Source organism: Actinoallomurus sp. CA-150999 (genome assembly GCF_050942425.1).
Taxonomy (GTDB): Bacteria; Actinomycetota; Actinomycetes; order Streptosporangiales; family Streptosporangiaceae; genus Actinoallomurus.
In genome coordinates this window covers 1,224,729-1,249,836 of sequence record NZ_CP192063.1, presented here as the reverse complement: position 1 = coordinate 1,249,836, position 25,108 = coordinate 1,224,729, and the positions used below count along the sequence as shown (strand labels likewise).

Annotated in this window: 21 protein-coding genes, 1 tRNA gene and 1 pseudogene; 12 read left to right on the top strand and 11 right to left on the bottom strand. The window is 69.7% G+C overall.

Annotated features, from left to right (window positions below):
* Complete coding sequence (locus ACQP2O_RS05940; protein WP_433180626.1) at window positions 1-1,395, top strand: tyrosine-type recombinase/integrase; 1,395 nt, start codon at window positions 1-3, stop codon at window positions 1,393-1,395.
* A 208-nt stretch (window positions 1,396-1,603) separates the two neighbouring features.
* On the opposite strand, the gene ACQP2O_RS05935 is transcribed toward ACQP2O_RS05940, so the two are convergent.
* Together ACQP2O_RS05935 and ACQP2O_RS05930 are read right to left on the bottom strand one after the other, a co-directional pair.
* Window positions 1,604-1,676: transfer RNA gene (locus ACQP2O_RS05935), tRNA-Arg, on the bottom strand.
* A 1,306-nt stretch (window positions 1,677-2,982) separates the two neighbouring features.
* Window positions 2,983-3,363: a hypothetical protein gene (locus ACQP2O_RS05930; protein WP_433180625.1), complete on the bottom strand. Its 381-nt coding sequence runs from the start codon at window positions 3,361-3,363 to the stop codon at window positions 2,983-2,985.
* 100 nt (window positions 3,364-3,463) lie between these two features.
* Between ACQP2O_RS05930 and ACQP2O_RS05925 the strand changes: the two genes are divergently transcribed.
* Window positions 3,464-3,643, top strand: coding sequence for a hypothetical protein (locus ACQP2O_RS05925; RefSeq protein ID WP_433180623.1), 180 nt, complete (start codon window positions 3,464-3,466; stop codon window positions 3,641-3,643).
* A gap of 87 nt (window positions 3,644-3,730) precedes the next feature.
* On the opposite strand, the gene ACQP2O_RS05920 is transcribed toward ACQP2O_RS05925, so the two are convergent.
* The gene (locus tag ACQP2O_RS05920; RefSeq protein WP_433180621.1) at window positions 3,731-4,036 is read right to left on the bottom strand and encodes a CPCC family cysteine-rich protein; all 306 of its coding nucleotides are present in this window, start codon (window positions 4,034-4,036) and stop codon (window positions 3,731-3,733) included.
* 349 nt (window positions 4,037-4,385) lie between these two features.
* Here ACQP2O_RS05920 and ACQP2O_RS05915 point away from each other — a divergent pair, with 349 nt between their 5' ends.
* Window positions 4,386-4,781, top strand: a complete 396-nt coding sequence (locus ACQP2O_RS05915) for a VOC family protein (protein WP_433180620.1) — start codon at window positions 4,386-4,388, stop codon at window positions 4,779-4,781.
* A gap of 150 nt (window positions 4,782-4,931) precedes the next feature.
* Here ACQP2O_RS05915 and ACQP2O_RS05910 read toward each other — a convergent pair.
* Window positions 4,932-5,132 (bottom strand): annotated as a pseudogene (locus ACQP2O_RS05910) (IS982 family transposase); the annotation flags it as partial.
* A gap of 327 nt (window positions 5,133-5,459) precedes the next feature.
* Between ACQP2O_RS05910 and ACQP2O_RS05905 the strand changes: the two are divergent.
* Together ACQP2O_RS05905 and ACQP2O_RS05900 are read left to right on the top strand one after the other, a co-directional pair.
* Complete coding sequence (locus ACQP2O_RS05905; protein ID WP_433180618.1) at window positions 5,460-5,753, top strand: hypothetical protein; 294 nt, start codon at window positions 5,460-5,462, stop codon at window positions 5,751-5,753.
* Window positions 5,754-5,882: 129 nt separating this feature from the next.
* On the top strand, window positions 5,883-6,032 hold the full coding sequence (locus ACQP2O_RS05900) for a hypothetical protein (protein ID WP_433180616.1): 150 nt from the start codon (window positions 5,883-5,885) through the stop codon (window positions 6,030-6,032).
* 507 nt (window positions 6,033-6,539) lie between these two features.
* On the opposite strand, the gene ACQP2O_RS05895 is transcribed toward ACQP2O_RS05900, so the two are convergent.
* Window positions 6,540-7,001, bottom strand: a complete 462-nt coding sequence (locus ACQP2O_RS05895; RefSeq protein WP_433180614.1) for an N-acetyltransferase family protein — start codon at window positions 6,999-7,001, stop codon at window positions 6,540-6,542.
* A gap of 115 nt (window positions 7,002-7,116) precedes the next feature.
* On the opposite strand from ACQP2O_RS05895, the gene ACQP2O_RS05890 reads away from it, so the two are divergent.
* The 3 genes from ACQP2O_RS05890 to ACQP2O_RS05880 all read left to right on the top strand — a co-directional run bounded on the left by ACQP2O_RS05890 (window position 7,117) and on the right by ACQP2O_RS05880 (window position 9,477).
* Window positions 7,117-7,719 (top strand): hypothetical protein, encoded by a 603-nt coding sequence (locus ACQP2O_RS05890; RefSeq protein ID WP_433180612.1) that lies wholly within the window; start codon window positions 7,117-7,119, stop codon window positions 7,717-7,719.
* A gap of 158 nt (window positions 7,720-7,877) precedes the next feature.
* Complete coding sequence (locus ACQP2O_RS05885; RefSeq protein ID WP_433180610.1) at window positions 7,878-8,516, top strand: class I SAM-dependent methyltransferase; 639 nt, start codon at window positions 7,878-7,880, stop codon at window positions 8,514-8,516.
* 259 nt (window positions 8,517-8,775) lie between these two features.
* Window positions 8,776-9,477 (top strand): TMEM175 family protein, encoded by a 702-nt coding sequence (locus tag ACQP2O_RS05880; RefSeq protein ID WP_433180608.1) that lies wholly within the window; start codon window positions 8,776-8,778, stop codon window positions 9,475-9,477.
* A 48-nt stretch (window positions 9,478-9,525) separates the two neighbouring features.
* Here the strand turns inward: ACQP2O_RS05880 and ACQP2O_RS05875 are convergent, their stop codons facing one another.
* Both ACQP2O_RS05875 and ACQP2O_RS05870 read right to left on the bottom strand, forming a co-directional pair.
* Window positions 9,526-11,109, bottom strand: a complete 1,584-nt coding sequence (locus ACQP2O_RS05875) for a hypothetical protein (RefSeq protein WP_433180606.1) — start codon at window positions 11,107-11,109, stop codon at window positions 9,526-9,528.
* 174 nt (window positions 11,110-11,283) lie between these two features.
* Window positions 11,284-12,024 (bottom strand): polyprenol monophosphomannose synthase, encoded by a 741-nt coding sequence (locus tag ACQP2O_RS05870; protein ID WP_433180604.1) that lies wholly within the window; start codon window positions 12,022-12,024, stop codon window positions 11,284-11,286.
* Window positions 12,025-12,280: 256 nt separating this feature from the next.
* On the opposite strand from ACQP2O_RS05870, the gene ACQP2O_RS05865 reads away from it, so the two are divergent.
* Window positions 12,281-13,264, top strand: a complete 984-nt coding sequence (locus tag ACQP2O_RS05865; protein ID WP_433180602.1) for a GNAT family N-acetyltransferase — start codon at window positions 12,281-12,283, stop codon at window positions 13,262-13,264.
* A 63-nt stretch (window positions 13,265-13,327) separates the two neighbouring features.
* Window positions 13,328-14,002 (top strand): lysophospholipid acyltransferase family protein, encoded by a 675-nt coding sequence (locus tag ACQP2O_RS05860; protein ID WP_433180600.1) that lies wholly within the window; start codon window positions 13,328-13,330, stop codon window positions 14,000-14,002.
* Between the two features lie 11 nt (window positions 14,003-14,013).
* Here the strand turns inward: ACQP2O_RS05860 and ACQP2O_RS05855 are convergent, their stop codons facing one another.
* Complete coding sequence (locus tag ACQP2O_RS05855) at window positions 14,014-16,419, bottom strand: SpoIIE family protein phosphatase (RefSeq protein WP_433180598.1); 2,406 nt, start codon at window positions 16,417-16,419, stop codon at window positions 14,014-14,016.
* A 244-nt stretch (window positions 16,420-16,663) separates the two neighbouring features.
* Between ACQP2O_RS05855 and ACQP2O_RS05850 the strand changes: the two genes are divergently transcribed.
* Window positions 16,664-19,789, top strand: a complete 3,126-nt coding sequence (locus ACQP2O_RS05850; RefSeq protein ID WP_433180596.1) for a M14 family zinc carboxypeptidase — start codon at window positions 16,664-16,666, stop codon at window positions 19,787-19,789.
* Window positions 19,790-20,294: 505 nt separating this feature from the next.
* Window positions 20,295-20,882, top strand: coding sequence for a sigma-70 family RNA polymerase sigma factor (locus ACQP2O_RS05845; RefSeq protein WP_360890064.1), 588 nt, complete (start codon window positions 20,295-20,297; stop codon window positions 20,880-20,882).
* An 89-nt stretch (window positions 20,883-20,971) separates the two neighbouring features.
* On the opposite strand, the gene ACQP2O_RS05840 is transcribed toward ACQP2O_RS05845, so the two are convergent.
* From ACQP2O_RS05840 to ACQP2O_RS05830, 3 genes are all read right to left on the bottom strand, one after another.
* Window positions 20,972-21,928 carry a DUF6177 family protein gene (locus ACQP2O_RS05840; protein WP_433180594.1) on the bottom strand — a complete coding sequence of 319 codons (957 nt, stop codon included), beginning with the start codon at window positions 21,926-21,928 and terminating at the stop codon, window positions 20,972-20,974.
* Window positions 21,925-22,299, bottom strand: coding sequence for a hypothetical protein (locus tag ACQP2O_RS05835; protein WP_433180593.1), 375 nt, complete (start codon window positions 22,297-22,299; stop codon window positions 21,925-21,927). Before ACQP2O_RS05835 ends, ACQP2O_RS05840 begins: the two co-directional genes overlap by 4 nt.
* A gap of 100 nt (window positions 22,300-22,399) precedes the next feature.
* Entirely contained in the window at window positions 22,400-25,042 is a 2,643-nt protein-coding gene (locus ACQP2O_RS05830; protein WP_433180591.1) for a hypothetical protein, read from the bottom strand.
* Window positions 25,043-25,108 lie beyond the last annotated feature (66 nt).

Sequence of the window (25,108 nt, the reverse complement as noted above, 5' to 3'; positions counted from 1 at the left end):
GTGAAGTTCTGGGACGTCCGCCGAAACAAGTCCAGCAAGACCGCCTCGTATGAGATCCGCTGGGTCGTCGCTGGCAAGCAGCGCTCTCGGACGCGCCGGACCAAGGCCCTGGCCGACAGTTTCCTGTCCGACCTGCGGCAGGCGGCAAAGGCCGGCGAAGCGTTCGACGTAGAGACAGGCCTGCCCGAGTCGATGCTCCCCAAGGAATCGGCCGTCACCTGGTATGAGCTCGTGAGGTCGTACATCAAGGCCAAGTGGTCGCCTGCGGCCGGTGAGACCCGCAAGAGCACTCTCGACGCCCTGGCGACGGTGACGCCCGCGCTCGTCACGGACAAGAAGGGAGCACCGGCCGCGAAGCTTCTCCGGCGGGCTCTGCTCCACCATGCGCTGAATCCTCCGCGCTGGGAACTGCCTGTACCGGACGAGGAGGCTGCGGCTCTCAAGTGGCTGCAAAGCCGATCGCTCCCCGTGGCGGCCCTGGCCGAGGCTGACGTAACTCGCTCCGCGCTGAACGCCATCGCGGTCACCATGGACGGTCGCCCAGCGGCTGCCACGACCATCGCCCGGAAGCGCGCGGTTCTCTACAACGTGCTCAAGTACGCGGTCAAAGAGCGGAAGCTGCTCGACGCCAATCCGATCGACCAGGTCGACTGGAAGGCACCCGACAAGGTCGAGCAGGTTGACCGCAGCGTTGTCGCCAATCCCGTCCAGGCGCGACAACTCCTTGCGGCGGTGACCTACGTGGGCCGGTTCAACGGCCGTGGTCGTCGTCTCCGGGCGCTGTATGCCTGCATGTACTACGGCGGTCTCCGCCCGTCCGAGGCGGCTGGCCTTCGGCGTCAGGACTGTGAGCTTCCGGAGCTGTGTGTCTGTGACGGGGAATGCTCCTGCAACCTCCCCGAGGCTGGATGGGGCCGGCTGGTGCTCGCCAGGTCACGGCCTGGCCCTGGTCGGCTCTACACCGACAGCGGCAAGACGCATGACGACAAGGGCTTGAAACGGCGGCCGGTTGGTGAGAAGCGAGTGGTCCCGATCCCACCGGAGCTGGTGCGGATTCTCCGCGAACACCACGGTGCGTTCGGGGCGGCCGAGGATGGCCGGCTGTTCCGTACCTCGACCGGCGGAACCGTCTCCGCGTCGGCCGTATGGCGTATCTGGCAGGACGCCCGAACCATCGGCCTCTCCCCCGAACAGCAGGTCACACCGCTCGCCGGTCGGCCGTACGACCTTCGGCACGCCTGCGCGACGCTGCTCCTCAACGCCGGTGTCCCGCCCAAGGAGGTCGCCCGGCGGCTGGGCCACAGTGTCGAGGTGCTGTGGAAGGTCTATGCAGGTTGTCTCGACGGCGACGAGGAACGGATCAACCGCATGATTGAGAAGGCACTTGCGGCGTGACGCGCGCTTCGGTGACAGGGCTCCGGTTCATCCCGGAGCCCTTCGCTTTTTCGGGCGCTGACCTGGGCCGACGCCCGGACGCTCATCCCGCGTATATCCCGCGACCAACGGCCGGGATCTGCTTCCGGTGGCATACTGCTGCACACACGCGAAACCCCGGCGACCGATGTTCATGCTGGTCAACCGGAGTTTTCCTTGATCAGGTGGGTGCCCCCGGCAGGATTCGAACCTGCGGCACACGGTTTAGGAAACCGTTGCTCTATCCCCTGAGCTACGAGGGCTTGTCGCTGGTAGAGCCTAGCGGAGCCTGACCGCTGCGCGCGTCCGGATGGTGCCCGTTCCGCGCATGTTCCGGATCTTGGTGTCGGCCTACCTTGCCAGCGTCGGGTCAAGCCTAGCCCGTACTCGGACGCTGCGGCCTCGGTCCGGAACTGGTGGAGAGTACGGAGCTGGGCTTACCACCTGACCGCATCCCTATCAGCTCGATCATGGTCCAGGCGATCAAGCCTCGGGCCCAACGTCCGTCGTCTGCACGAAGCCGTGATCATCCGGCGGCGGCTGCCTCTGTTGCCGTCACCGTTGCCGTCACTGCCGTCAGCTCCCCCGGCTTAATGGCCCGAGATGCCTTGCGCTACCGGCTCCGGAGGCGTTACCCGTACGGTTGGGCTCTAGGAGCGCAGTCCGCCTGGTGTGAGGTGATGGACGAGAGTGCTGATCGTCTTCAGGTGTCGTCAGTGCAGTGCCCCGTTGTCGAATCCCGTTCAGCAGACAGAGTGGACCCGGCTGCCCCGAGTGCAGGGAAGGGAGCACTACAGCTATGGACCGTCCACTGTGGCGAAGGGGCTCTTCTCGGCGGACCCGAAGCCGTTCCGCATCGGACCGGATCATTCAACCGCTACGCGCGTAATCAACCCTCTGGATGGTGTGCTGATGCGGCACCACGTGAGTTCGGAGCGCCTTTCCGGTTGCTGCAGGCTGGATGGACTCAGCGGACTCAACTTGCTATGCGCCCGGTGCGGAGCCGAGGTCGGTGTTGAGATCTCCGATTGCTGGACGGAGTACGACGTCCGCTTGGTGTATTCGGCGGTGGTCGAGGTTCCCGCCACCGACAAGATCGTGCACGAGGAAGCTAGCACCCCGTGGGACGGTGACGACGCCGCTCGACCTGCCCTACATCCGTGGCGCTACGCCACAGCTCCCCCGGCCTGGTCATCCCGTCTGCCGTCGTCCCACCCTCCGGGGAGCGGGCCATGCCCCAGGGGTCGAGGTGGAGCGCCCCGCTGGACGAACGACCTTGACCCCTGGGGCGTGGTCTGCTCGGCTTGTCCTGGGGCGTCGGCAGGCGGGATGAGCAGGCTTCCACCTCAACCACTGACCAACCGGTGCCCGGTGTGGCTCCCATCCCGGAGCCGGAAGCGCCCCCGCCGGAGGCATCTTCTACAGTCCCCGTGATGTGGTGAGCGGGGCTGCCGTCTGATGGCCGTAGGCCACCCGTAGGGCGAGCGAATGCGAGTCTGCCGGCGGCCCCGCTCCCCTAGATCAGGGGCAGCCGTTCTCGATGCCCTGCCCAGGGCACTGTGCGGTGCATCAGGTTGATTCGTCCGGGGAGACCACAGGGTTCTTCGGGCCATGTTCGCTTGATGCCCGTTTAAGCGTCAGGAGCATGTCCTCGAACTCGTCAACGCTGATCACAACGTTGTCGAACTGCCGGTACCTATCTTGCAATTCGACCTCTTCATCACTGATTCTCTCCACTGCGCCGCCTTCCGTCCCCGTCCGGAAGCCGATCCCAAAGCACTCGCAGCCGTCCCGCCAAACGTTCAGGAGTTCCTCTATCGTCTCCGGGTCGTTAGCCACGGGGTCAAAAAAGGTTTCGACCGCTCGCACCGTATTGGCATCCGCTTCCGGAGTCCGTCGTGCAATCCACCAAGGCTCCTCGTATGTGAACGTCCATCGACCACTGCTCATGTCCAACCTCCGAGAGCAAGTATCCAGACATGCAGGCGACCTCCCACCCTTGGTGGGGGACAGGGGCATCGCCGTCGACGGCCGCCGCATATACGCACCGATGACCTGCACAGGCACCGGAAAGGAAAGAGACGTCCAGCAACTGACCGTCCTGGACGCAGGCACCGGCCGGGAGCTCGCCCACATCCCCCTGCCCGACTACCTAATCGACGGAATCGAAGGACCCACAGACGGCGTGATCAGCCTTCTGAACAGCAACAGCTCGACCACCCTCCTCTAATTCCGGGCCGTCACGGGGGCTGAGCTAGGCGTTGGCTTGGCCGCGAGTGACCGCTGTTGGCCCCCACTCACCGGAGCTAATGGCCCGCTAGTGGCTAGGACGGTCGGCCCTCGCCGCCTGCGAACGCTCTTCCGGAAGAGGGTCACGCACATTCGGGAGTCGACGCCGCTCGCTGGCTCCAAAGGTCGCGAAGTTTCGCCTGGCCTGAGTCAGACTCAACCCACGGTTGGGACCGCCGCGAACCTCATCGGCGTCATGCTCGTCCTGGCCGTCGTCTTCCCAGAAGCAGACAGGGCAGATCTCGTACATGCCCCGCTCATCGAGCGTGTGATACCCGCAGCATGGGCACGGATATGGCCAGCCTCGCGGCGGACGTCTGATGTTGATAAACACCGCTCAATTGTCTTAGCGATGCTGCCGGCTTGGGAAGTCGGTGCCGGTGATTTGATCACCTGCGAAGCTGCTGACCTGTGCCTTCCCGGCGCTCTCCCCGTAAGCGACCGCAGGCGACCGTGATCGTCGGCTCTAACGGGCACGCAACGGGCACGCCTCGGCGACACTCGCCGCAGTTCACCCGGCTTCCACCCCAGCCACTGACCACCGTGCGCATCGTGCGGGCCAACTCCATCCCCGAGCCTGAGTCCCCCGCCGGAGGCTTCGTCGAACGGTTTAGCCGACACGTGGACCGGATGTCTGCCGCCTAATGTGGCACTTGACGTGCCCTTCACAGCCGAGGAGCCCCGTGATCGCTACGCCGCGCCTGTTCGCCGTCACCATTGACTGCCCGGACCCGGCCGGACTCGTACGGTTCTACCAGGCGTTCTTGGGCGGCGAGCTGTCCTTCTCGTCCAACGAGGACTTCGCCGCGCTCGTCATCGACGGCAGTGTTCGCCTCGATTTCCAGCGGGTCGCGAACCCTGCGCCGGCCCGGTGGCCTGACCCCGACGCCGCGCGACGGCTCCATCTGGATTTCGCGGTCGACGACCTCGATCAGGCCGAGAAGCAACTCCTCGGCATTGGCGCTATGTTGGCCGACTTCCAACCGGGGGGCGAGAGGTTCCGGGTGCTGCTCGATCCGGCTGGGCATCCGTTCTGCATCGCGACGAGATCCGCTGCCTCGATCAGCGAGCACGCGTAGGACGCGGTGGCGATCGAAGGCTGTGTTGGGCCGCCCGATCGGCACGGCCGGAGGGACCGGCGCCCACGCCGCACGCCCGTAGGGTGGGCCGGAGCGGGCGGCCTGCGGCGGCGCTTGTGCCGCCGCCTTGATCATTGATGGGAAAGCTCGTCAGTGGGCAGAGGCGGTAAGTGATCGTTTGGTGGGTGCTCCGGTTTGCCAGTTGTGCCAGATGGCGGCGTTGAGGGCCAGGATGCGCTGGCTGATGCGGGCCCAGAGCCCTTCGGCGGTGCGGACGTTGTGGCGTTCCAGGCCCAGTTGGTTCGTCAACGTCCAGATGATCGCTTCGATGCGCTGACGCACGCCGCTTGGTGAGGCGGCAGGCGCTGTGGGCTGGTGGGGATCTGCTGTTGGGGTGGGCGGTGTGGTTCACATGATTCCGATGACGAGGCCCTGGACCGCAGGCGATCGTTTAACTCGTGGGCTTAAACGATCGCACCTCCCTTGGCCGCTGCGCATAATGGCTACACATATCACTCGAGAAAAACTGCGAGTAATAAAGTCACTGTCAGGCAAGAAGAAGCACACAACAACTGGCGGCCAGGCAAGGATCCACCGCATCGCCCGACATGGCATTGAATCCTCCCAGTCGTGAGCAGTGCTACATCCAGCAAGGCCCGCATCTACCAGGAGGTTTGCATGAAGACCATGATGAGACGCGCCCTCGCGACGACCGCCCTGGCGACCGTCGCCTTCGCAGGCGCGGCCACCACTGCGTCCGCCGACACCGTCCGGTCGAACGGCGTCGCCCAGCCGAGCTGCGGCGGACCGAGCGGCTGTAGCTACAAGTACTTCAACCACTACTTGTCCTTCGCCGACTGCAGTGCGGCGGGCCAATCGCTCGTCGCTTCGGGCCGGTGGAGTGACTACTACTGCGCGCTAGACACCAGCGACCCGAGCCACGGGCCCTGGTACGACCTGTTCGTGGCCTAAGTGAGTGTTGAAGAACCGCTGATCAGGGTCGATAGCGGGGCTTATCGAGAATTGCCGGCCGGATAGTCCAAGCGGGGCCCCGGGGGATGCTCTCCTCTGCGGTGGCGTTCACCCTTGCGCCCCAAGCCTATGGCACGAGCAGCGACGACGTCGGACGTCTTCAACGCGATCGCCGAGCCGCATCGCCGGGAGATCCTGGTGCTGCGGCGGGCGAGTGAGAGGCCAGTGACCGAGTTGGCCCAGGAGCTGTTGATCAGTGCGGAGACGTGGCGTTGCTGATCTTCATCAGATGGAGGTAGATAAATGAGGAGTAAGCCCAGACTGGCAGGACGGCGGATCGTGGCCATCGCAGCATTCGCACTCGCTGTGACCGCCACCGGATCTGCGTCCGCATCGGCATCGCCAACACATAGCGCTGGCGCTCGCGTGGCCACAGCCACAAATCCCTCGCACGTCGTACCGGACTACTACCCCAGCCAACCCTGCAACGGTTTCAACGACGGGCAGCGGATTGCGGGAGTCGACGGATATATTTGGGAGTGCACTTATGGTGGAGGCCGGTGGTACTGGTACAACACCGGAGAATTGGTGCCATGACCGCCGGAGGCATCGGTGCGGGTCGGACCGGCTATGCGTGCCTGGCCGATCGTGAGCACCCCAAGAAGGTGAAGATCCTTCGAGACCACCCGATGCCCTGAGTGCCAGTCGACGGCGTTTCCACACCACAGCATCAGCTCAGGGCACGCAAGAGTGCCCTGAGCTCCAGACATCACCATCAGGATTACCTTAGGTGAGCTTGAGGTTGAGCAGCTGTAGCCCGGTGACGGATTCGAATCCAGCGGACGCGTACAGGCGAAGCGCCGCAGTATTCGCAGTCTCGGTCTGCAGCGACAAGCGATGCGCGCCGCCGGCGCGAGCCGCCTCGATGACGTGCTGGAGTAGAGCCCGGGCGACGCCGCTTCGTCGGTGTTCCGGGCTGACGTAGAGGTCTCGGATCAGCCAGAAGGTACGTAGTGTCTGGGACGCCGGCATCACGGTCGTGGTGATGAAGCCCGCCCCACGGCCGCCGACCACGGCAACGGCGAGTTGCAGTCGTCGCTCGGTGAGTTGGTCACGCAGCCATCGGCGCGTGGCCTCGCTCGAACCAGGATGGCCGTAGTGCGCCCGATAGTCGTTGAACAGGTCGCCGATCTCATCGAACGCCGGGTCTTGGGCCGTCGTCGAACGCACGATCACCTTCATGTTCATGCCACCAGTCTCGGCCACACGTTCCGTCAATTATCAATTACTCTCTGTGCATAGACTGAGTATGGCGCGGGTAGAGGTCGGCTGAACGTCAGGGCCCCTGACCAGGAAGGACGTCATGCGTCGACTAACCGCCGCCCTCGGAACCACCATATTCCTCGGGATCTTCGCCGGCTCCGCTCACGCCGTCTCCGCTCACGCCGGCACCTTCACCGCCACGACGAGCCGGCACGGCATCGCCCCGGCCTTCGGCACGGCCGCCGAGGCGTACAACGCTCAGCTCGGACCGTCCGGCATCGCCTACCTGCCGGCCGGCCTCAACCTCCAGCCGACCCCGTCCGGCACCTGGGCGAACTCCAGCCTGCAGGTCACGCTCCCCACCGCCGGCATATACACGCTCGACCTGGATGTCCGCGGGCGGCTCAGCGGCACGCCTCCGGTCAACGCGTACATCGTCGCCCGGCTCTTCAACGTCACCACGGCCGCCGTCCTGCCGAACAGCGAACGGCTCATCACTCAGATCATCGACGGTAACCCCGGCGCGGCCCCGTACGGGGTGAACACGACCGCGCCGATCAGTGAGCGCATCAGGGTCGGCGGGCCGACGGCCATCAGGTTGCAGGCGACCCGCGTCAACGCCGCCGGTGCGACCTCCGCCGCCGACATCCTCTCCGACCCGAACGGTCGCACGTCGTTCCGCTTCGAGCGGATCTTCCCCTGATTCACCCGGGCTCCTACTCCGCAAAGGGGTTCCGCCTTGCGCGGAGCCCCTTCCGCCTTACTCGACCTGGGTCAACCAGCGAAGGCGCGGCCGCCTACACGGCACTGCCGGCATCGCCGAATGTCGCCTACGGTGTGCCCGTGACGGGTTCGGAGCAGATGGCGCGGGCGTTCGACGAGCTGGCCGACGGCTATGACAACGATCATCACGATGAGGTCGCCCGGGCTCTGCTCGCCCTCTTGGGGCCTGTCGACGAAGACAGGGTCGCCGACGTGGCGTGTGGGAGCGGGGCGGTGGCGCTGGCGGTCGCACGGGCACGATCCCGTACGGGCACGCCGATCCTCGCCGTCGACCTTTCGGCGGGAATGATCCGGGCGGGCCGGGCCCGTGCCGAGCGGCTCGGTCTGGAGCGGGCGATCGATTGGCACGTCGAGGCGGCGGTGCCGTTGCCCGTGGCGGACGGCGGGCTCGACTTGATCCTGTGCGCCTCGTCCCTTCACTTTCTCGGTATGCGGGCGTTGGCCGACTGGCGGCGCGCGCTTCGGCCCGGTGGACGGGTGGGCTTCACGCTGCCGTTGGCGTCACAGTTCTGGCCCTCCGGGCGTTTCGCCGACCTCGTCGCCGCGGACCTGCCACTGCCCCGGACAGCCGGGGACGCGGCGTCGCTCGCCTCGGACACCGGCTTCGCCGACGTCGACACGCGCATCGTCACCGTGGGACCGCGGTCAACGGTCTTGACTGTCGCCACGAGCCCAGTCGGCCGTGAGGCTGGCGTTATGGCGAGCCGCACCTTGTAACCGTCGTTGACTCGTTGCCGCCGGTATGGACGGCGCAGCGGGCGCTTTGCCCGAGATGGCGGGGCAAGAACGGCGGCAAGGCGAGCTGCGGACTCAGGCCCGGACCTCTCCCTCTAGGGGCATATGGTGCGGTCTGTGCCTGTACGGCGGTATTTTCTCGTTCAGTGATCACCTGCGGCATCCGGCGGTGGTGGCCCTCGCGGTCACCGTAGGTCCGCCCGCCATGTGATCGTCCCATCGCATGGCGAGGAGATTGTGCATGACAGTCGGCGACGTGGACCGTGAGCGGGCGAAGCCCGGCCTGACGGACACTCCCGAGCGGGCGGAGGCCGCCCCGGGGGACACTCCCGAGCGGATGGCGATGTTCACCGACGCCATCTTCGCGATCGCCATGACGCTTCTCGTGATCGAGATCAAGCGGCCCGAGGGCGATGCTCTGAAGAGTTCCGCCAGTCTGTGGCGGTTCCTGACGCACGAGTGGGAGGCGTTCTTCGCCTTCTTCCTGGCCTTCGCCCTGCTCTGGACCGTATGGCGCAGGCATCACGTGCTCATGGACCAGGTCGATCGGCTGAACCGGGCGTTCACGGCGTGGCATGCGCCCTTGCTGCTCTTCGTGGCCCTCCTTCCCTTCCCGACCGCGTTGCTCGGGCACGCCATCGACAACCCTCTCGCGCTGTGCGTGTTCGCGGGGTCGGAGGCGGCGCTGCTGTTCTCTGAGGCGGCGTTGAAGGAGGTCGCTCACCGCAGCCCGTCCGTCCTGTCGCCGGACGCCGACATGGCGGAGGTACGGCGGGGGGCGAGCAGTTCCTGGGCGGTCGCGGGGTTCTTCGCGGTGACCGCCGCGCTCCCCTGGGCCGTACCCGCCATTCCGTTCGCGTGGCTGCTCGCGCCCGCGGCCGCGACCTACGGTGGCCGGCTCATCGACCGCTTCCGGAGAGACACCGAACCGGTCACCGCCTGAGCGCCCCCTTGACCGGCCGATCACGGCGACCCGGCCCCTCCAACCCGGTCAGGAGCGGCAAAGGCGGACGGCTCGGGGAAAGGTCATTCGGGCGGTGACGGTGAAGCCGGGGAGGGCGTCCCGTTTCAGGATGGCGCGGTCGCGGGTGACCAGCGCGCAGGTGACGCCGTAGCGCTCGGCGATGGCCAGGCGGTCGCGGGGGGCGGTGTCCGGTGCGAAGAAGGCCGTCGTGTCGCGGGTGCGGGCGGCCTCGTCCACGAACGGGTACGGCCAGGCGGGTACGACCGTGTAGGCGCCCCGGGCGTTGACGAGGCGGCCGAGGGCCCAGTCGTCCGTGATGACCACCTCGCCGGGCTCGATGCCCTCGAGGACGTGGTCGTACGAGGGGGCGGGTGGTGGGGCTCCCCAGGCGCGGAGGGTGGCCGGGGAGACGTTGCGCCAGTAGGCGCGGATCAGGCCGGCCGACTCGCCGTACAGGCCGACGCAGCAGGCGATGAGGGCGACCGCCGCGTACGGCCGCCAGCCCTTGGCACGCTCGGCGAGGTAGGACGCGAGTGCCAGGTGGAGCGGCAGCATGGCGACCGGTATCGCGCGTGCCAGGCCGTACGAGCCGGTGGCCGCGCCGACGGAGATCACCGTGACGGCGAGGAGGAAGAGGATCTGCAGTTCGCGGCCGAGTGGACGGCGGCCGCCGGTGGCGAGTGCGGGCAGGCCGACGAGGGCGAGGCCGTACGCGGCGAATCCGCCGTCCTTGACGACGTTCGTGATGAGGACCTTGTGGATGGTGTTGAAGCTGCCCGCCGCCCCGAACAGGGTGGAGACGTCCGACCAGGGCCACGCCATGACGAGGAGGAAGGCCGCCGCCGCGCCCGCGGCGAGACCCAACGGCCGCGCGCGGAGCGCGGCCTTCGGGTCGGCCAGGACGAAGGCGACAAGGCCGATCGTCATGCTCACGGCGGTGAACGGGTGGATCAGGACGACCAGGGCGCCGAGCAGCGCGACGGTGGCCAGCGCGCCCATGCCCTCGGGCCGTGAACGGTGGCGCAGGAACGCGTCCCAGACCAGGAGCATGAGCGCCGTGCCGATGACGCTGGGGTAGCACATGATCCAGGAGAGGGAGTACAGCCCGAGGAAGCCGCTCCACGCGACGGGGGCGATGCCCCACAGGAGGAGGGTGAAGACCAGGGCCAGTGCCGCCGCGAGGCGTCCGCCGCCCAGGTGGCGGCAGAAGCGGCGCAGGGCGAAGAGCAGCAGTGCGACGTTGACCATCCCGGCGAATTCGAGCACCGTCCGGGCGGACAGTCCCGTCGCCGCCTTGGTCGCGCCCAGCAGGAGAGCGTACGGGGAGTAGTACGGGCTGCCGGAGGCCTGGCCGACCAGCGGGTCGACCGGGTCCCAGAGGTCGCGTGCCAGGGAGTCGACGGTCGCCAGGTGCAGCAGGAAGTCGCTGGTCCAGGTGTGCCGGAGTGTGACGAGGATCGCCCAGAGTCCGACGGGGATCGCGACGACCAGGTACGGGTCGCGCCACCACCGGTCCCGGACCAGGGTTCGATCGCCGGACGACCGAGGGGCTTCGAGGGGTGGTCTCTCGCTTACCTGGTCGGATCCGGGCAGGGGTAGGCCGTGGTGCACGTGTGTTTTCTCATGCGGGGGAGGAAGCGCCCAAAAAAGCGCACGCTAATGTTACGCCACACATGTGGATGCATTTACCGAAAGCCGGAATGGTCAGAAATGATCACTGCGCCGCTAAATCCGCGTCGTAGTCCCCGCCGCAACGCCTGAACGGAGGCGTCCCGGCACGCCGCGTCACGTACGGCGGGTCAGGCGGGCCACGCGGTACTGCACGCCCCACTCGGTGACGCGCCGGAAGGCCTCGACGATGATGTCGCGGCTCATCTTCGAATCGCCGCGCTCCCGCTCGACGAAGGTGATCGGAACCTCGGCCACCCGGAGGCCGTGGCGGATCGTGCGCAGGGTCAGGTCGACCTGGAAGCAGTACCCCTGGGAGACGACGTCGTCGATGCCGATCTTGCGCAGCGTGCTGGCGCGGTAGGCGCGGAACCCGCCGGTCGAGTCGTGCACGGGGATGCCCAGCAGCAGCCGCGCGTAGGTGTTCGCGCCGCGGGAGAGGACCTCGCGGTTCTTCGGCCAGTTCTCGACCTTGCCGCCGCGCACCCACCGGGATCCGATGGCCAGGTCGTTGTCTTCCAGGGCTTTCAGGAGCCTCGGGAGTTCCTCGGGCCGGTGGGAGCCGTCCGCGTCCATCTCCACGAGCGCGTCGTAGTCCCGCTCCAGGCCCCAGCCGAACCCGGCGACGTACGCCGCGCCGAGACCCTCCTTGCCCGCGCGGTGCAGGACGTGGACCTGCTCGTCGCGGGCGGCGATCTCGTCGGCGATCCTCCCGGTGCCGTCCGGACTGGCGTCGTCGGCGATCAGGATGTCGGCCGCGGGGGCGGCGGCCCGGACCCGGTCGACGATGATCTCCAGGTTCTCCCGCTCGTTGTACGTCGGGATGACCACCAGAACCCGTTGGAGGTCGTCGCCCACGCTGTCCACCCTTCGCATCCAATGACGTCTGTTCCGTGCCTCGGCGGTCGCCTCCGCGACCTGCCCGCACGTGCTCGGAAGCGTACGCGACATGTAGGGCATAAGCGTCGTCGCGGGCGGCCTTGAGACGCCGTCCGGGCAGGCGGAGAAATCCGGCGCGAATACCGGCCCGGGTGCTCTTCGGAATCAAAGACGTGGTCGGGCTGTGGCGCGTACGGTCCATAGGAAAGCGTGGACCAACGATCGAGGAGCGTCCGTGGACAGGGTTCAGCGACTGCGCGATGTTTCCGACACCGACGTCGCCGCGTGGCACGAGGTCGTCGCGGCGTCGGTCGCACACGATTTCCCCGGCGAGCCGGCGCCGACCCTCGACCAGGTGCACGGCCGGCTCACCACGCCCGGGGTCGGCAGCCGTCACCTGATGTGGGTCGCCACCACGGACGACACGGTGACGGGGGTGGCGCGGCTCCGCCTGTTCGAGGGGCAGGGCCGGCGTCACCTCGGGGAGTTCACCCTGCACATCCATCCCGAGCACCGCCGACGGGGCGCCGGGACCCGCCTGCTGCGGACGGTCGCGCGGGCGGCACGGGACGAGAACCGCCGGAGCCTGGTCGTGGAGGCGTCCGCCCAGGCCTCCGGCGCGGCCTTCCTCGAGGCGAACGGCTTCACCTGCGCGCTCTCCCTCAGCCTCCTGCTGCTGAACGTCCCCGAGGCGCGCGGCGTCGAGGACCTCGTACGGACCGAGCACCCGGGGTACCACCTGACCCGATGGCTCGGGGTGGTGCCGGGCGACCTGGCAGAGGCGTTCGCCGCGGCCAAGAGCGCCATGGGCGACATGCCGACGGGGAAGATGGACTACGGCACGACCACCTGGGACATCGACCGCGTACGGGACATGGCCGAGGTCGTCGAGAAGCGCGGGGACACGCTGCTGACGGTGGCCGCCCTGCACGACGACACGATCGCGGGCTTCACGGAGCTGGTGATCCCGGTCGGGGACGGCACGCGGGCGATCCAGTACGACACGGCGGTCGTGTCCGCGCATCGTGGGAAGGGACTCGGGCTGTGGGTCAAGGCGGCCATGCTGGAATGGCTGCGCGCCGAGTGGCCCGCCGTGCTGGAGATCGAGACCGACAACGCCGAGGACAACACCCACATGCTCGCGGTGAACGAGCGGCTGGGGTTCCGCCCGCTGCGTCAGACCAGGCAGTACCAGTGCGACCCAACGATGATCCACTAGCTTCGGGTGTGAGCCTCCCGCTCTCGCCGGGTCTACAGTGACGGAGAGTCGTAGGAGGCACAGTTGCTGTACTGGTTCATGTACCGGGTGGTCCGGCCGCTGCTCCGGATCGTGTTCCGGCCGGTCGTCGTGGGGCTGGAGAACGTCCCCGAGGATGGCGCGGTCGTCCTCGCCAGCAACCACCTGTCGTTCGTGGACAGCGTCCTGATCCCGCTCGTGGTGCCGCGCCGGGTGACGTTCATCGCCAAGGCGGAGTACTTCGAGGGCAAGGGCGCGGCGCGGATCCTCGGGGCGTTCCTGGACGCGATGGGCCACGTCCCGGTCCCGCGCGCGGAGCAGCGCGCCGCGGTCGCCGCGCTGGACATCGCGCTGGGTGTCCTGAACAACGGCAACGCCTTCGCGATCTACCCGGAGGGCACCCGCTCGGAGGACGGCCGGCTCTACCGCGGCCACACGGGCGTGGGGTGGCTGGCGCTGAACGCCCAGGCCAGCGTCGTCCCGGTCGCGGTGAAGGGCACCGAGAAGATCATGCCTGTCGGCTCGAAGATCCCGATCCCCCGCCTGCACCGGCCGGGCGTGAAGTTCGGCAAGCCGATCGACTACACGGCGTTCGCGGACATGCCGCCGGCGAAGGCCCGGCGCGCGATGGTGGACGAGATCATGAAGGAGATCCAGAAGCTGTCGCGCCAGGAGTACACCGGCGTCTACAACGAGCGGTCCAAGCAGATCCAGCCCTGACCTCCGGATCCCTACAGGGAGTGTTCGAACCAGACGACCTTGCCGGTCGGGGTCCGCTGGGTGCCCCAGCGCTCGGCGAGCGCGCTGACGAGCTGCAGGCCGCGGCCGTTCTCGTCGGTGGCCTCGGCGCGGCACAGGTGCGGCAGGTCGTGCCCGTCGTCGCGGACCTCGCACAGCAGGGAGTTCGCCCGGATGAGGCGAAGCCCGACGTCGCCGGCGCCGTGCACGACGGCGTTGGTGACCAGCTCGCTGACCAGGAGCTCAACGTTGGGCGCCAGGGCCGTCAGGCCCCAGGTCTCCAGGGCCTGGTGGGCGAGACGGCGGGTCTCGCGCACGACGCTCGGCGTCGCCGTGAGGGACCAGGAGAAGACGTCCTCCTTGGGAATGCCCTCGAGGCGTACGGCCAGCAGGGCGATGTCGTCGTCGTGCCGGCCGGCCGTGCAGAAGCCCTCGATGAGGGTCTCGCAGACGGTCTCGAGCGGGCGGAGCGGGCCGCTGAGGAACTCCCGCATCGCGGTGAGCCCGGCGTCGAGGGGCTGGCCGCGGCGTTCGACGAGGCCGTCGGTGCACAGGACGAACTGGCTGCCGTCCTCCACGTCGAAGCCGACCGTCTCGAAGGCGACGCCGCCCACGCCGATCGGCGCGCCGGGCGGGACCTCCAGTAGCCAGGACTCGCCGGACGGGGAGACCAGGACCGGCGGCAGGTGCCCGGCGTTGGCGATCTCGCAGCGCCGCGCCACCGGGTCGTACACGGCGTAGATGCAGGTGGCGAGGCAGTCGTCGCCGAGTCGCCGGGCGAGGTCGTCGAGCTGGCGGAGCAACTGGTCGGGCGGGAGGTCCTGGGGGGCGAGCGTGCGCACGGCGGTGCGGAGCTGGCCCATGATCGCGGCGGAGGTGAGTCCGTGGCCCATGACGTCGCCGACGACGAGGGCGAGCCTGCTGCCGGGCAGGGGGATCGCGTCGAACCAGTCGCCGCCGACCCGGACGGCCTCGTCGGCCGGGACGTAGCGGTAGCAGATCTGCGCGCCGGCGACGACGGGCGGGGCGTCGGGCAGCATGCTGTGCTGCAGCTGGGCCGCGACGCGCGCCTCCCGGCGGTAGAGGCGTCCGTTGTCGACGCAGACCGCGGCGCGGCGGCCCATCTCCTCGACCAGCGCCACGTCGGCCTCGCCGAACGGCGGCCGGTCACCTCGGCGCATCAGGACGATCGTGCCTAAGACCTTGCCGCGGGCGATGAGCGGCGTGATGAGCAGCGCCCGGCCGCGCAGCAGGGCCCGCAGGTCGCGGCCGCCGAGGTAGGCGGAGATGCGCCGGCTGATGCGGTCGCTGATCCGGGAGTAGCTGAGGCTGTGCCCCGTCGTGAGGTCACGGATGAGCGGCAGCCCCGACGGCAGCCGGATCACCTCGCCCAGCGGGACCAGGTCGTCCCAGCGGCCGTCCTCCTCGTCGTACCGCATGGCCACGCGGACGATGTTGGGGGACGCGTCCGCCTCCGCGGGCGGCAGCTCCTGGTCCGAGACGATCGACTCGAGCAGCTGGACGCCGGCGAAGTCGGCGAACGAGGGCACGAGCGCGTCGCACAGGGCCCCGGCGGTCTGCACCGGGTCGAGGGTGTCGGCGAGCCGGGCGCCGACGTGGTTGAGGAAGTCGAGGCGCTCCTGGGCGGCCGCCTGCTCCATCGAGTCGAGGACCGGCGGTTCGTGCGGGGGCGGGACGGTGGGCCGGACGCGCGTCATCCGCGGTGACACGGCCCGGTGGTCCGCGAACGGCAGGCGTACGGTGACGCTGATGTTGACGGCCGGGTAGCCACGGGCCAGGACGTGATCGGCGATCGCCTCCGGGTCGGCGTCGGGCGGCAGCATCTCGGTGAGCCGTCGCCGGAACAGCGGTGCGTCGGTGGACGACTGGACGAGCGTGGGCTCGACGCGCAGGAAGCGGACGCCGCCGTTGGCGCTGAGCGGAGTGCGCGGCGGGGGCGCCATGAGGACGTCGCCGAGCGCCAGTCCGGGGCCGTTCTCCCGGATCCGCTGGGCGTCGGCGGCCACGGCGAGCCCCCGGGCGCCGTCCGGGCCGGGCAGCGGGTAGACCCACCAGGCGATCTCCCGCAACCGGCCGTCGTCGAGGCGCGGGACCAGGAACACGCCGGTCCAGACGTGCCGCACGTGGCGCCCGCCGGACTCGAACGCCGACCGGTGCTCCTGCGGCAGTCGCAGCAGCGAGCGCAGCGGGCGACCGGCCACCGCGTCGTACGGGGCGCCGAACAGGTCCTCGGCGACAGGGTTCCAGTGGGTGACCCGGCCGAGCTCGTCGAGGAGGATCACGGCGAGCGGGCTGATCCCGAGCAGGTGCTGATCGAGCAGCCGGGGCGACGCGCCGGCCGCGGTGAGCCGGGCGGCGGGGCGTTGTCGAGTGACCACCGAGGATCCCCCTCTCAGGCGAGCATCCAACGCACGGCCCCCCGACCCGCGATGTGACCGACGTTACATCCGCGCAGGCCAACTCGCTGCGTTTCGATGCGATTACGTAACCGGGCGGTTTGATCCGCACGCCACGGTGACCACATGAGGCCGTCCGGCTTCGGCTAGGCGTCTTCAACCGCTCTCGACCCTGAGGGAACATTGCGCCACCCCACATGGGACCTCCAGACAACGTGGAGTCGCCGTGAAGCGCGTGTTCCTTTCCGTCCTGGCCGCCTCGGCCTTGGTCGTCGGCCTGCAATCCACGCCGACGAACGCGTCGCCACCGAAACCCGGTGCCGTCAGCGACCATGTCGACCTGTACACGGGCGACATCCCCCTCGCCCAGGCCCGGGCCCTGCACGGCGCCGGGCTCGACGACGAGGACATCCACACCGGAAAGGTCACCGGTGGCAAGGTGCACGTCGAGATCTTCATGGGCGGCCGGCAGGCCCAGCGCCTGCGCGCCCAGGGCCTCGACCTGAAGCTCAGCGTCGTGAACGGTAAGACCGCCGCCCAGCGCGCCGCCCTGGCCGCCAAGGGCGACCACGTCTTCCGCCCGTACACCGGGCCCGGCAACCTCCGCGAGGAGATCCTGAACGCGGCGGCGGCGCACGCCGACATCGCCCAGGCCGTCGACATCGGCACCACCGTGCAGGGCAAGCCGATCACCGCCATCAAGGTGACACGGAACGCCCGCTCGCTGCGGCCGGGCCGCCGCCCCGCGGTCGTCTACCAGGGCACCCAGCACGCCCGGGAGTGGATCGCGACCGAGACCGTACGCCGGCTGCTCCACTACGTCCTCGACAACTACGGCAAGAACCCCCAGGTGACCAAGGCCGTCAACACCGACGAGCTGTGGTTCATCCCCGTCGTGAACGTCGACGGGTACGACTACACGTTCACACCGGGCAACCGGTTCTGGCGCAAGAACCTCCGGGACAACGACGGCGACGGCAAGATCACCTCGAACGACGGCGTCGACCCGAACCGCAACTTCCCCTACAAGTGGGGCTACGACAACGAGGGTTCGTCGGCGGCCCAGGCCGACGAGACCTACCGCGGCAGCGGGCCTGCGTCGGAGCCGGAGACGAAGGCGCAGATCGCCCTCTACAAGAGGATCCGCCCGAAGTTCCTGCTGAACTGGCACTCAGCGGCGCAACTGCTGTTGCACGGCGTGGGCTGGCAGTCGCTCACCCGCAGCCCGGACGACGTGATCCACGACGCGGTCCTCGGCGACCTCGACCACTCGGCCGTCCCCGGCTACACGCCGGAGCTGGGCGCCCAGCTGTACACCACCAACGGCGAGACCGACGGGTACACCGAGTCGGTGCTCGGCACGCTGACGTACACCCCCGAGCAGAGCACCTGCCTCACGGCGGTGAACAGCGACCCGAACGACGACTGGACGCCCGCCGACTGCGGCGGCAGCACCGCCCAGGTCTTCCAGTTCCCCGACAGCGAGAAGCTGATCCAAAAGGAGTTCGAGAAGAACCTCCCGCTCTCCCTCGACCTCTCCGCCTCCGCCCACGACCCGGCCCACCCGATCTCCCCCGTCGGCCGTACGGTGCCGGACTTCGCGGTCGACTCGTTCGGCACGTCGTACGGATCCACACAGACGGTGGCGTCCGTGATCCGCCGGTCCCTGCCCGGCAAGCGGCTGCGCTACAAGATCAACGGCGGCCCCGCGCGTACGGCATCGGTCCACGAGTGGCAGGGCGGCGAGCGGTACGGCCAGGACAGCAGGAACTACTTCGCCGAATACCGGGGCACGATCCGCGGCCTGCGGCCCGGCGACAAGGTCCAGGCCTGGTTCATCGCGGGCGGGAAGGTCAGCACGTCGTTCACCTTCGCCGTACGGGACCAGAAGGGCGCCTCGGTGCTGGTGCTCGCCGACGAGGACTACACGGGCGTCAACCCGACCTACCCGCCGGGCACGAACAAGCCGAAGTACGCCCAGGCGTACGTCGACGCGCTCAAGGCCAACAAGATCAAGGCCGTGGTGTGGGACATCGACCGGGACGGCGTCCCGCACGACCTCGGCGTGCTCGGCCATTTCAAGGGCGTCGTCTGGTACCTCGGCGACAACCGCCTCACGCAGGACGCGGCCGACGAGTACGTCCCGGTCGGGAGCCAGAAGTTCCCCGACTCGGAGATCGCCGACCGCGAGGTCCACACGACTCTGTTCGTACGGGACTATCTCAACGAGGGCGGCAAGCTGCTCTACACCGGTGAGACGGCCGGCTACTTCGGCCCGCTCGCCGGGGCGAACGGTGGCGGCATCTACTACGGCCTCAAGGGACACCCGGAGAAGCCGTGCGTCGTCACCGCCGACCTGCGCGACGACTGCGAGCTGCTGGCCGACGACTTCGTGCAGTACTACCTCGGCGGGTACAGCCGGGTGACCCGGCAGAACCCGACCGGCTTCCGCGGCACCGGTGCCCCGCTCACCGGGCTCACCGCCGCGCTCGCCAGCACGGACAACCCGCTGAACGAGGCGGGGAACTTCGACGTGACGAGCGACAACCTGCCGGTTGAGAGGTTCCCGCAGTTCAAGAGCTGGGCGGCCGGGGAGTACAGCAGCAAGGGCGGGCCGTTCGACCCGGTCGAGGGGTCCTGGTACGCCGCCGGGCCGCACGCGGACAGCTCGTACATGCGCCTGACCCGCACCGTCGACCTGACCGGCGTCACGGCCGGCGAGCAACCCAGGCTGGCGGCGAAGTTCTCCTACGACACCGAGCAGGGCTACGACCACGTGATCGTCGAGGCGCACACCGCGGGCGCGGACGACTGGACGACCCTGCCCGACCTGGGCGGGCGCACGAAGGCCACGGTGCCGTCCGACTGCGACCAGGGCTTCCTGCTCGCCCTGCACCCCTGGCTGAAGCACTACCTGACGCCGGGCAGCCCGTGCACGGCGACGGGCACCAGCGGCGCCTGGAACTCCTTCACCGGTAGCTCGGACGGCTGGCAGCCGGTGTCGTTCGACCTGTCGGCGTACGCCGGCAAGAAGGTCGAGATCTCGATCAGCTACGTGACGGACCCGGCCACCGGCGGGACCGGCGCGTTCGTCGACGACACCAAGGTCACGACCACGACCGGCACCCTCGACGCCGAGGGCTTCGAGAGCGGTCTCGGCCCCTGGTCCACCCCCGGAGCGCCGGCGGGCAGCCCGCCGGACGTGAAGGACTTCCACCGGGCCCAGGGATTCGGCGTCGCGGCCGTCGCCACCCCCGACACCCTGCTCTTCGGGTTCGGGCTGGAGCAGGTGCCGTCCACCGCCGAGCGCAACAAGATCATCGGCGCGGCGATGAAGCAGCTGATCGGCTGATCGGCGAGGCGGCCACCGAGAGCGTGGTCACGCGGCGTGATGATCGCGTGACCACGCTCTCCGTGTTCTCGCCGACGGGAGCGGAAGCTGTGGACCACTGGCCTCAGCTGCCAGCCACGGCAAACGCGCATCATTCACGTTGTCTCTTACCAAAACCGGGTAACCACCCCTTCGCCCCGCCCCGCCCCGCCGGAGAGAGCAGAGGAGACGGCGATGGGACCACGGAGTGTGACGAAGCTCATTTCCCGGTCCGCCGAGCTTGCGTTAGAATGACGCTTCCGGTAGGCGCCCCGCGTGAGAGGCGTCCAGCCTCCTCGCCGGTCAGTCGACGCAGTCGTCGGCAGCCTATCGGCGATGCGATTTCATGGCCCCTGGCGGGCACACCATAGCCGACAGCTGCACGGAGACCCTCCGTGTCCGGCGTCTCGACCCGGCCTCGCACAGCGGGGAGCGCCCCCGACCGCGGACGGATTCGTCCAGGTCAACACCCCTACGGAGCAGCAAAATGACGACTGTGGCGAGCGATGCACGCCGCCAGGACGTCGAGCGATATCAGCGCGACGTCACGCCGCTCATCGACCCGCTGTACGCCAGCGCGGTGCGGATGACGCGTAACTCCGCCGACGCCGAGGACCTCCTCCAGGAGACCCTCGCCAAGGCCTACGTCAACTTCCACCAGTTCGAAGAGGGCACGAACCTCAAGGCCTGGATGCACCGCATCCTGACCAACAACTTCATCAACACCTACCGCAAGAAGCAGCGCGAGCCCCAGCGCGCCGCCACCGACGAGATCGAGGACTGGCAGCTCGCCCGCGCCGAGTCGCACTCCTCCACCGGCCTGCGCTCGGCCGAGCACGAGGCGCTGGACCGCATGCCCGACTCCGACGTGATCAAGGCGCTGCGCGGCCTGCCCGTGGAGTTCCGCACCGCGGTATACCTCGCCGACGTCGAGGGCTACCCCTACAAGGAGATCGCCGAGATGATGGGCACGCCCATCGGCACGGTGATGTCCCGGCTGCACCGCGGCCGCCGTCAGCTGCGCGAGCAGCTCAAGGAGTACGCGCCGCGCGTCGCCGTCGTCCGCGCCGCATAGGGACTGTCTCGAAGTCCCGCTGTCCTACCGCGCGGCGCCCAGGCGGCGCCTCGCCGCGTTGTCAACACCACCAGGTCGGCTTCGGCCGATCAGGAGACTCCCCCTTGTAGGTGCCGGGTCAGTTGCTCGTAGCGCTGCCAGCCCTCCTGCTGCCGGCCGTCGCCGAGCACGTACCAGACCGCCGGTGACTGAGCGTCCCCGATCTGCTGCGCGGGAATGCCCGGTGGTCCCGGGGCCGAACCGCCCACGGCCATGCCGATGGGAGCGGGCGGCCCCAGCCAGCGCGGGACGGCCGTAAGATCGGCGCGACCGTTGCTGAGCTGGGCGAACAGCGAGATCAAATGCCGCCCGGCGGCGATCCCGCCGAGCTGCGCCGACAGCGTGCCGACCGGCACCTCCCGCGGGTCGGCGTACCCGACGACGAGCGTCACCGCCTCCTCGACCGCCTCGCCCGCCTTCGACACGAGCAGCGTGCCGACGGCGGGCCGACTCCCGGCCCCCACCATCGTCAGCCACGTGGCACCGGCCCCCCGCGACCAGAACAGCTCGCTCAACTGCTCCCGCCGCCACACGTCGGTGGCGGGTTCGGCGATCCCCCAGCCTCCGGGCGGCGCGCCCGTCAGCGCCGTGCAGACCTGCTCGGCCGCCGCGCCGATCTCCGTGTCCGACGTGTGGCGCACCCGGAACGTCACCGTCAGCTGCGCCCCCACCGGCTCGGTCGGAGGCGCCGTGTAGGCGGGCGCGTACGTCCGGGCATTCGGGTCGGTGACGAACGTGCCGCCGTCCCACACGAGCGGGACGCCGGACAGCCCGTCGTAGTAACCGCCGTCCGCACGGACGACCCAATGGGTGTTCGGGCCGGTGAGGACCAGCCGCAGCGGCACCGTGATCCGCGAGTCCGGCCCCGTGACGATCTGGAGCCCGCGCCGCGTCTCACTGCAGAAGCGCAGCCCGTCCGCGAGCCACTTCGTGAACGCGACGACCGGCCGATCCTGCAGGACCACCATGGCCTTCGGCGTCAGCGCGTCCGCCGCCGGCCCGCTCACGGGCCTTCCTCGACGCCCGGGGGTCCGGCCCAGACCGTGCCGCCCTGCCAGTGCACCATGTCGTCCGCGAACCGGCGGGCGATCCGGGCGGCGTCCGGCACGCCCGCCGCAGCGCGCACCTCGACCCACCAGATCGGCACCCGTACGCGGTCGGCCAGTTCCGGGCCGAGCAGCCGCTCCAACTCACCGCGCACCTGGACGAGCTGCGGCGTCTCGATGGAGACGGCCAGCCGTCCCCCACTGTCGCAGAGGTGGACGGCTCCGTCCCCCGCGTCGTACGGCTCCAGCGACTCGCCGAAGGCGATCATGCCTTCTATGACGGTCGAGATATCGGGCTGGTGCCGCACCAACGCGACGATGTCGCTGGTCAAGAGCCTCACCTCCTATCGGGGTCGTCCTCACGGAACCCGTCGAGAGCCGTTCTCACGCGGCCTGTCGGCGTTGTCCCCACGCGGCCTGTCGGCGTCGGTCTCACGCGACGACCGCCCGGGCGAACGCCTCGACCGCGATGCGGATGACCGCCGCCCGGGTCTCATGGCCGATCCGCGCGGACTCTACCGCCGTTCCCGCGGCCAGGTGCCGGTCGTACGGGATGTGCACCACCGGCAGCCCGCCTGAGCTCAGCATCTGCGCCGCACGCCCCAGATCCGCGTCGACGTGCGGCGTGTGCGTCACGAACGCGATCACCGTACGGGGCAGGAGATATTCGTAGCCGTTCCGTGCCTGCCACTCCAAGGCCCCGTGCGCGCTGAGCGCCCCGTCGACCGTGCCCGGCGTCACCATGACCTGGGCGTGGGAGTCGGCGAGGATGCCGCGCTGCAGCTCCGGCAGCAGCCCGGCCCCGCAGTCGACGACCGTCGCGGCGAAGTAGCGGCTCATCGCGCCCGCGGCGGCACGGAACGTGGCCAGGTCCAGCTCGCCGGTGATCCGCCCTCCGGCCGTACCGGACAGCACCCACAGCCCGTCGGTCGTCTGCGCGAGGTACTGGGACGCCTCCTCGAAGGACCGCGGGTGCGCCGACGTCAGGTCGTGCAGCGAACGCTGGTTGCCCACGCCCATCCGCAGCGGCAGCGAGCCGAGCCCCGAGTCGGCGTCCACGGCCAGGACGCGGTCCTGCCGGTACTGGGCGATCACCGTCGCGGTCAGCCCCGCGACCGTGGTCTTGCCGGCGCCACCCCGGATGCTGGTGACCGCGATCTGCCGACAGGACGGGACCGGCCGGCTCAGCACGGCCTCCACGTCGGCGGCCTTGCGCACATTGTTCGCGGCGGCCGCCCCCACCGCGCGGAGCATCCCCCGGGACATCCGGCGCATGAGAGGGTCGCCGTACGCGGACCGGCGCACGAGGTCGTGGGCGGCCATCGGCCCGCCGGTGACCGGCGGCCCGGTCTGCGGCGGCCCGCCGTGCTGGGGGCCGCCCTGCTGGGGGCCTCCCTGCTGCGGGCCGGGCGCGCGCGGATTCCGCGGAGGCTGCGATGCCGGGTCTTCGGGCTCCAGCTGCCACGCCTGGGAGCCCGACTGGTCCCAGGCCTCGCGCCCGGGCGCGGCAGGGGCACCCTGCTGCTCCGCCTCGGCACCCCACGCCGGCTGGGCGGCCTGGTCCCACTGCATCTGGGGCTCCGGATCCCACGACGCCGGGGGCGGCTCCTGCTCCCCCTGCGGTGGGACACTCAGCTCCCACTGGGGAGGAGGCGGCACCTGCTCCGCCTGCGGCGAAGCGCTCTGCTCCCATGCGGGAGGCGGGGCCTGCTCAGGACTGGACGGCACCCCCTGGTCCCACTGGGGAGGCGGGGCCTGCTCGGGGCGGGGCGGAACGTTCTGCTCCCACGCGGGAGGCGGGGCCCCCTCAGCACGGGGCGACGCCCCCTGATCCCACACGGGAGGCGGGGCCTGCTCGGGACGGGGCGGAACGTTCTGCTCCCACGCGGGAGGCGGGGCCCCCTCAGCACGGGGCGACGCCCCCTGATCCCACACGGGAGGCGGCGCCTGCTCGGGACGGGACGGCACCCCCTGCTCCCGCTGAGGAGGCGAGGGCTGCTCGGGACGGGACTGCGCCCCCTGGTCCCACGACACCGGCGGACCCGCATCCATCGGCGACGGCGACGCGTGTTCCGCCTGCGGCGGCGGTGCCTGTTCCGCCTGCGGCGGCGGTGCCTGTTCCGCCTGCTGCGGGACGCCCTGCTCCCATGCGGGAGGCGGCGCCTGCTCCGGGCGGGGCGGCGCCCCTTGATCCCACTGCCCTGGGCTCGGATCCCACGACGTCGGCTGCCCCTGCTCCGCCTGCGGCGGAGCGCTCTGTTCCCACGCGGCGGGCGGGCCCTGCCCCACCTGCGGCGGCACGTTCTGATCCCACGCGGCAGGTGGGCCCTGCTCCGCCTGCGGCGGAGCGTTCTGCGCCCACGCGGCGGCCGGGGCCTGCTCCGCCTGCGGCGACATCGGGTCCGCCTGCGGCGGCACGTTCTGATCCCACCCGGCGGGCGGGGCCTGCTCCGCCTGCGGCGGGACGTTCTGTTCCCACGCGGCGGCCGGGGGCTGCTGGGGACGGGGCGGTGCCTCCTGGTCCGGCTGCGCCGGCTCGCTCTGCTGCGGGCTCTGGTCCCAGGACGGCGAGGGCCGCGACGGTGCGTCGGCGGGTTCGGCCGTGGTCCGCTCCGCCGCCGGCGGCTGCTCCGTCCACGCGGCAGCCGGGTCCGGCGCGATCGACGGCTCGACGGCGGAAGCCGACCACGCGGACGGCTCCTGCGCCGCCGGAGCGTCCTGGGGCACGTGGGCCGCGTCACCGGCCGGCTCGGGGGCGACGCCACCGAACGGGGTGGCCCGGTCGTCGCCAGGAGCGCCGGTGACGGGCCGGTCGGCGGACGGGTCGGCCGTGGTGCGTTCGGCCGGCTCGGCGGCCGGTCCCCCGATCACGGACCCGACCTCGGCCGGGCGTGGCTCCTCCGGCCCGTCGGCCGGCGACGGAGGCTCGGGAATGCCGCCGGTCGGCTCGTGACTCTGCGCCTCCAGGCCTCCGGACGAGGGCATGGGACGACGACTCGGGTCGGCGGTGACGAGCCCGGATAGCGGGATACCGAGCTCGGTGAGCACGGTGACCTGCCAGTCCTGCTCGGACACCGGTCTCCTCTCGGCGCACACCGGGCGTTTGGGGGCGGAAACGCTCCTGATCCTATCTGCGTGCGC

Bases quoted from the DNA above. Each gene is read 5' to 3' on its own strand.
- ACQP2O_RS05930 (WP_433180625.1), bottom strand. From the start codon at position 3,363: ATGAGCAGTGGTCGATGGACGTTCACATACGAGGAGCCTTGGTGGATT.
- ACQP2O_RS05925 (WP_433180623.1), top strand. From the start codon at position 3,464: ATGACCTGCACAGGCACCGGAAAGGAAAGAGACGTCCAGCAACTGACC.
- ACQP2O_RS05905 (WP_433180618.1), top strand. From the start codon at position 5,460: ATGAAGACCATGATGAGACGCGCCCTCGCGACGACCGCCCTGGCGACC.
- ACQP2O_RS05900 (WP_433180616.1), top strand. From the start codon at position 5,883: ATGGCACGAGCAGCGACGACGTCGGACGTCTTCAACGCGATCGCCGAG.
- ACQP2O_RS05895 (WP_433180614.1), bottom strand. From the start codon at position 7,001: ATGAACATGAAGGTGATCGTGCGTTCGACGACGGCCCAAGACCCGGCG.
- ACQP2O_RS05890 (WP_433180612.1), top strand. From the start codon at position 7,117: ATGCGTCGACTAACCGCCGCCCTCGGAACCACCATATTCCTCGGGATC.
- ACQP2O_RS05885 (WP_433180610.1), top strand. From the start codon at position 7,878: ATGGCGCGGGCGTTCGACGAGCTGGCCGACGGCTATGACAACGATCAT.
- ACQP2O_RS05880 (WP_433180608.1), top strand. From the start codon at position 8,776: ATGACAGTCGGCGACGTGGACCGTGAGCGGGCGAAGCCCGGCCTGACG.
- ACQP2O_RS05845 (WP_360890064.1), top strand. From the start codon at position 20,295: ATGACGACTGTGGCGAGCGATGCACGCCGCCAGGACGTCGAGCGATAT.